This window comes from Brevibacillus sp. NRRL NRS-603, from assembly GCF_003013445.1.
Lineage (GTDB): Bacteria > Bacillota > Bacilli > Brevibacillales > Brevibacillaceae > Brevibacillus > Brevibacillus formosus.
The window spans coordinates 1-4966 of record NZ_PXZN01000148.1; the positions used below are offsets into that span (position 1 = coordinate 1).

Sequence of the window (4966 nt, forward strand, 5' to 3'; positions counted from 1 at the left end):
TTGAAAAAAAGCATTTTCAGCCAGCTTTCTGGGATTTGCAGAGAGGATGCCCTTTTACTAACGAATACTTCCTCTATCTCGATTACGGAGATTGCAGGAGGGCTTTCGCATCCCGAGCGCATTCTCGGATTTCATTTTTTCAATCCGGCACCCGTCATGCCCTTGGTTGAGGTTATTCGCGGGAAAAAATCGAGCGAGGAAAATGTGGAAGTGGCGTATCGATTTGCGCAAGAGTTGGGCAAGGTGCCTGTTTTAGTGACGGACACCCCTGGCTTTATCGTCAATCGCATCGCACGTCCTTATTATAATGAAGCATTGCGCATCCTGGGCGATCATGTGGCAGGTGTGGAGCAGATTGACCGAATCATGAAGCTGGCCGGCGGATTCAAAATGGGTCCGTTTGAGCTGCAAGACATGATCGGTATCGACATCAATTTTGCTACCACCAAATCGGTCTATACCGACTTCTTCCATGAAGGACGATTTAAGCCTAGCCGGATTCAGCAACAAATGGTTCAATCCGGCAGCTTGGGCAGAAAGACGGGGGAAGGCTTCTATGACTACAACAAATAAGGCTGTATTGCTCGTGGGCACAAGCCCGCTGTACGCAGAGTTGAATCATTTGATGGTGGAAAGAGGCTATCAGGTGCTTACCTTTGCAGAAGCGATGGCGGAACCTGAGCTGGTTGATTTGGCTGTGGAAGTAAATAGCGTCGATATGCAGGCGAAAAAGAGGCAAGTACGCGAGCTGGATGACTTATTAGCACCAAACGTACCGATCATCACGACTTCGCTCGCGATTACAGCGACAGAGGTAGCGTCCTGGACACAGCATCCTGAACGCGTTTGCGGATTTGGAACGCTCGTGCCCTTGGTTGAGCGGGAGCTGATCGAGATTGCCCCTGCCCTGCAAACGGAGCTGGATACGATTCAAGCGACGGAAGGCTTCTTTCAATCGCTCGGGAAAGAAACGGAGGCCGTAAACGACGAGATAGGTCTCGTGTTCCCGCGCATTTTAACACTCATTATCAACGAGGCTGCCTTTACTTTGATGGAAAAAGCAGCAACCGCTACCGATATCGATATCGCAATGAAAAAAGGCACCAACTACCCATACGGCCCTCTCGAATGGGCAGATCGGATTGGATTGGATGAGATTTTTGCGATATCGAGAGGCTTGCAGCGTGATTTGGCCGAGGAGCGTTATCGCACAGCGCCGCTATTACGCAAGCTGGTGCTGGCAGGGCGTGTCGGCGTACGCAGTGGGCAAGGCTTTTACACGTACGAGGACAAAGTTGGTGTAGAGGCATGAGCTTGACTAACAAGGAGGTGTACGTAGCAGCAGCAGTACGTACACCAATCGGCAAGCTGGGTGGAAGTCTGAAGAACACCCCCATCGACGACCTGACAGCCATTGTCTTGAATGGAGCGCTCGCGAAGGCAGGACAATCCGGTGAGATTGTGGATGGGGTCATCATGGGTAACGTTATATCGGCCGGACCGTTTATTAACATTGCGCGCGTTGGCTTGTTGAAAGCAGGGCTTCCTGACACCATACCTGGACTGACTGTGAATCGGGTGTGTGCATCCGGGCTAGAGGCAGTCAATTTGGCTGCGCAGTCCATCCAGGCAGGACATAGTCAGGTCATGCTGGCTGGCGGTGTAGAGAATTTGACTCGTTCACCGTACATCATGGAAAAATTCGAGCAGCCGTATCAACGCGGCGGTCAGACGCTGATCGAGTCTTTTGGCGGACCTCGTTCTGCTCCCGTCTCGCTCTATGGCGATCTGACCATGGGAGATACAGCAGAAAACGTGGCGGAGCAATTCGGCATCAGTCGAGAGGATCAGGATCGTTTTGCAGCAGAGAGTCAGTCCCGGGCTATCAACGCGATAGATGCAGGTCTGTTCCGCGATGAGATCATTCCCATCACGTTAAAAGGGAAAAAAGGGGAAGAGACGCTGTTTGATACGGATGAATTCCCAAGAAGAGATTCCAGTGTGGAGTCATTGTCCAAGTTGCGACCTGCCTTCCGAAAAGATGGTAGCGTCACCGCAGGCAACTCCTCCGGTATCAACGATGGCGCGGCGGCTTTGCTCTTGATGAATGAAGAAACGCTGCAAAAGACAGGCGTAGCTCCTTTGGGGCGCATTGTTCATTTCGTCAGTGCTGGTGTTGATCCGCGCATCATGGGCATTGGTCCGGTAGCGGCGATCCGCAAGCTGCTCGCAGAAACGAACATGACTGTAGAGCAAATCGACCTGTTTGAGTTAAATGAAGCTTTTGCTTCTCAGTCACTTGCCTGCATGAGAGAACTGGGGCTGGACCCTTCGAAAACCAATGTAAACGGTGGAGCAATCGCGTTGGGTCATCCACTCGGAATGAGCGGTGCCCGCTTGGCAGGTACGATTCTTTTCGAGCTGAGACGTCGCCAAAAGAAATACGGAATCGTTTCGTTGTGCATAGGAGGCGGTCAAGGATTGGCCACGTTAGTAGAAGCACTGTAGAAAAAAAGCCCTCGTGCATGGGAGGAGTGGAAGAATGAGTACGCCTGTCATCATAGATGCTGTGCGCACGCCAATCGGCCGTATTGGTGGTGCGTTGAAGGATGTGCGCCCGGATGACCTGGGTGCATTGGTGATTCAAAAGCTGCTGGAACGCAACTCCATTGATCCGAAGACGATTGATGATGTCATCATGGGCTGTGCCAATCAGGCCGGGGAAGACAACCGCAACGTCGCGCGTATGTCACTTCTATTGGCGGGATTGCCTGTCGAGGTGCCGGGAGTGACAGTGAATCGCCTGTGCGGCTCAGGTCTGGAGGCTGTGAACCAAAGCGCGAATGCAATCAAAGCCGGAGCAGGTCACGTCTATATCGCGGGCGGGACAGAGAGCATGACACGCTCTCCGCTGGTGATGATGAAGCCTGGCACGGCTTTTCAGCGCGGCAATCAGCAGTTGGTCGATACGACGTTGGGCTGGCGATTGGTTAACGAAAAAATGAAAGAGATGTATCCGCCGATCAGCTTGGGAGAAACAGCGGAGAAGGTAGCGGAACAATACGGCATTAGCCGCGAAGCGCAGGATGAGTTTGCATTGCGCAGTCAGCAAAATTACGCACGTGCCTTGGCAGAAGGAAAGTGGGATGCCGAGATCGTTCCGGTAGAGCTAAAAGGGCGCAAAGGCGAGGTCACACTGTTTGCTCAAGATGAGCATGCACGTCCAGAGACGACTATTGAACAGCTGCAAAAGCTGAAACCAGCTTTCCAAGCAGATGGCAGCGTCACAGCAGGCAACTCCAGCGGTCTAAACGATGGAGCCTGCGCTCTGCTCATCATGGAACAGGAAGCGGCTCTTGCAGCCGGCTTGAAACCTCGTGCAAGGATCGTTGCATCCGCAGTGGCTGGTGTCGATCCTTCTGTAATGGGAATTGGGCCTGTACCTGCAACGCGCAAAGTTCTCAAGCAGGCAGGCCTGTCACTTACGCAAATTGATCTGTTCGAATTCAACGAGGCTTTTGCAGCGCAGGCAGTGGCAAGCGTACGCGAGCTGGGAGTCAACCCTGATCTGGTCAACGTAAATGGCGGAGCGATTGCTTTGGGCCATCCGCTCGGGTGTAGCGGAGCACGCATCCTTACTACGCTTTTGTATGAGATGGAGCGCCGTAATGCCCGTTACGGGTTGGCTGCGATGTGCATTGGAGTTGGACAGGGGATTGCGACGATTATCGAGCGTGTGTAGCTTGGACAGATAGGGAGGCAGGTACTCTTGATAGATAGACTGCAGCCGGGTACGACGGAAGAATTTACTGTGACAGTGACAAAGGACATGCTGCCTGTTTTTGAGGGCCAAGTCGTGCATCCCGTGATGTCGACAGTCAGTATGATTTATTACATGGAATGGGCGGGAAGACGTGTCATTTTGCCGTACCTGGAAGCCGATGAAGAGGGTTCGGGATTTGCTGTGGACATCAAGCATGTGGGACCAGCTGTGATTGGTCAGGAGGTCACGTTCCGGGCTACCTGTGTGCAGGTTACCGAAAAACGCGTAGTGTGCGAGGTTACGGCAGACACTACGCGTAATCGTGTAGGACTCGGGACGTTCGTCCAGGCCATCTTCAAAAAGGACGAGATCAAGCAGCGCTTTGAGGCCTTGCAAGCAGAGATCAACCAGGAAGGAAATGGGAAATGATAAATTTGACAGAATAAATTGACTCTTTTAAAATGTTTTACTATAATTACGTTTAAATTACGTTATATGATTTTATCGTCATATACTCTCGATCGATTCACGCACTTCCTACAGAATATGGTACAATTTCACACAGCTAATAGGTATGAATCGATTTGGGGGTAGAAGAAACGTGAAGCCACAATCCATGCTTTTTACAATTTACGGTGAATACGTCCGCCATTATGGAAGCGAAATCTGGATTGGTAGTCTGACCAAGCTGATGGGGGAATTCGGACTGTCGGAGCCGGCTGTTCGTGCAGCGATCTCCCGGATGCTTCGCCAAGGCTGGCTGGAATCGCGAAAAGTAGGGAACCGCAGCTTCTACTCGGTATCCGAGCGCGGCAAAAAGCGGCTGGAAGAGGCAGCGGCGCGTATTTATAAGGTCGAGACAGATGTGTGGGACGGCAAGTGGTGCATTGCCAGCTACAACATCCCAGAGGAGCGTCGAGCGCTGCGTGATCAACTGCGCAAGGAGCTTGGCTGGATGGGCTTCGGGATGCTGACAACCAGCACATGGATCAGCCCGAATAACCTCAGTGATCGCGTGAAGGATCTGACGGAAGCGCACGAGATTACAGAGTATGTGGAGATTTTTTCATCCGAGCATATGGGCTGGAGCAATCCGAAGCAGCTCGTGCAGAAATGCTGGGATATCGATGAAATCAATGAAAAATACAAGGCCTTCATCGATGCCTACCGAGAAGAATACGAGCAGCTTTCTGCCAAACTTAG

General features: G+C 51.9%; 6 protein-coding genes. All 6 read left to right on the forward strand.

Annotated elements, in window-relative coordinates; all coding sequences use genetic code 11:
- The coding region (locus C7R94_RS29360; protein ID WP_106786012.1) for a 3-hydroxyacyl-CoA dehydrogenase NAD-binding domain-containing protein at nt 1–573 on the forward strand (573 nt) is incomplete at its 5' end.
- The gene (locus tag C7R94_RS29365; RefSeq protein WP_106786013.1) at nt 557–1312 is read left to right on the forward strand and encodes a 3-hydroxyacyl-CoA dehydrogenase family protein; all 756 of its coding nucleotides are present in this window, start codon (nt 557–559) and stop codon (nt 1310–1312) included. The genes C7R94_RS29360 and C7R94_RS29365, both read left to right, overlap by 17 nt.
- Complete coding sequence (locus tag C7R94_RS29370; RefSeq protein WP_047073309.1) at nt 1309–2508, forward strand: thiolase family protein; 1200 nt, start codon at nt 1309–1311, stop codon at nt 2506–2508. The genes C7R94_RS29365 and C7R94_RS29370 overlap by 4 nt, the downstream gene beginning before the upstream one ends.
- 34 nt (nt 2509–2542) lie before the next feature.
- Nucleotides 2543–3742 (forward strand): thiolase family protein, encoded by a 1200-nt coding sequence (locus C7R94_RS29375; protein WP_047073308.1) that lies wholly within the window; start codon nt 2543–2545, stop codon nt 3740–3742.
- Nucleotides 3743–3769: 27 nt separating this feature from the next.
- A complete protein-coding gene (locus tag C7R94_RS29380) occupies nt 3770–4192 on the forward strand; it encodes a thioesterase family protein (RefSeq protein ID WP_106786014.1) in 423 nt (140 codons plus the stop codon).
- Nucleotides 4193–4364: 172 nt separating this feature from the next.
- Nucleotides 4365–4966: PaaX family transcriptional regulator (locus tag C7R94_RS29385; protein ID WP_106786015.1), on the forward strand; the 602-nt coding region annotated here is incomplete at its 3' end.

What these genes read in the sequence shown, in the direction of transcription:
- C7R94_RS29365 (WP_106786013.1), top strand. Translation starts at nt 557, where the DNA reads ATGACTACAACAAATAAGGCTGTATTGCTCGTGGGCACAAGCCCGCTG.
- C7R94_RS29370 (WP_047073309.1), top strand. Translation starts at nt 1,309, where the DNA reads ATGAGCTTGACTAACAAGGAGGTGTACGTAGCAGCAGCAGTACGTACA.
- C7R94_RS29375 (WP_047073308.1), top strand. Translation starts at nt 2,543, where the DNA reads ATGAGTACGCCTGTCATCATAGATGCTGTGCGCACGCCAATCGGCCGT.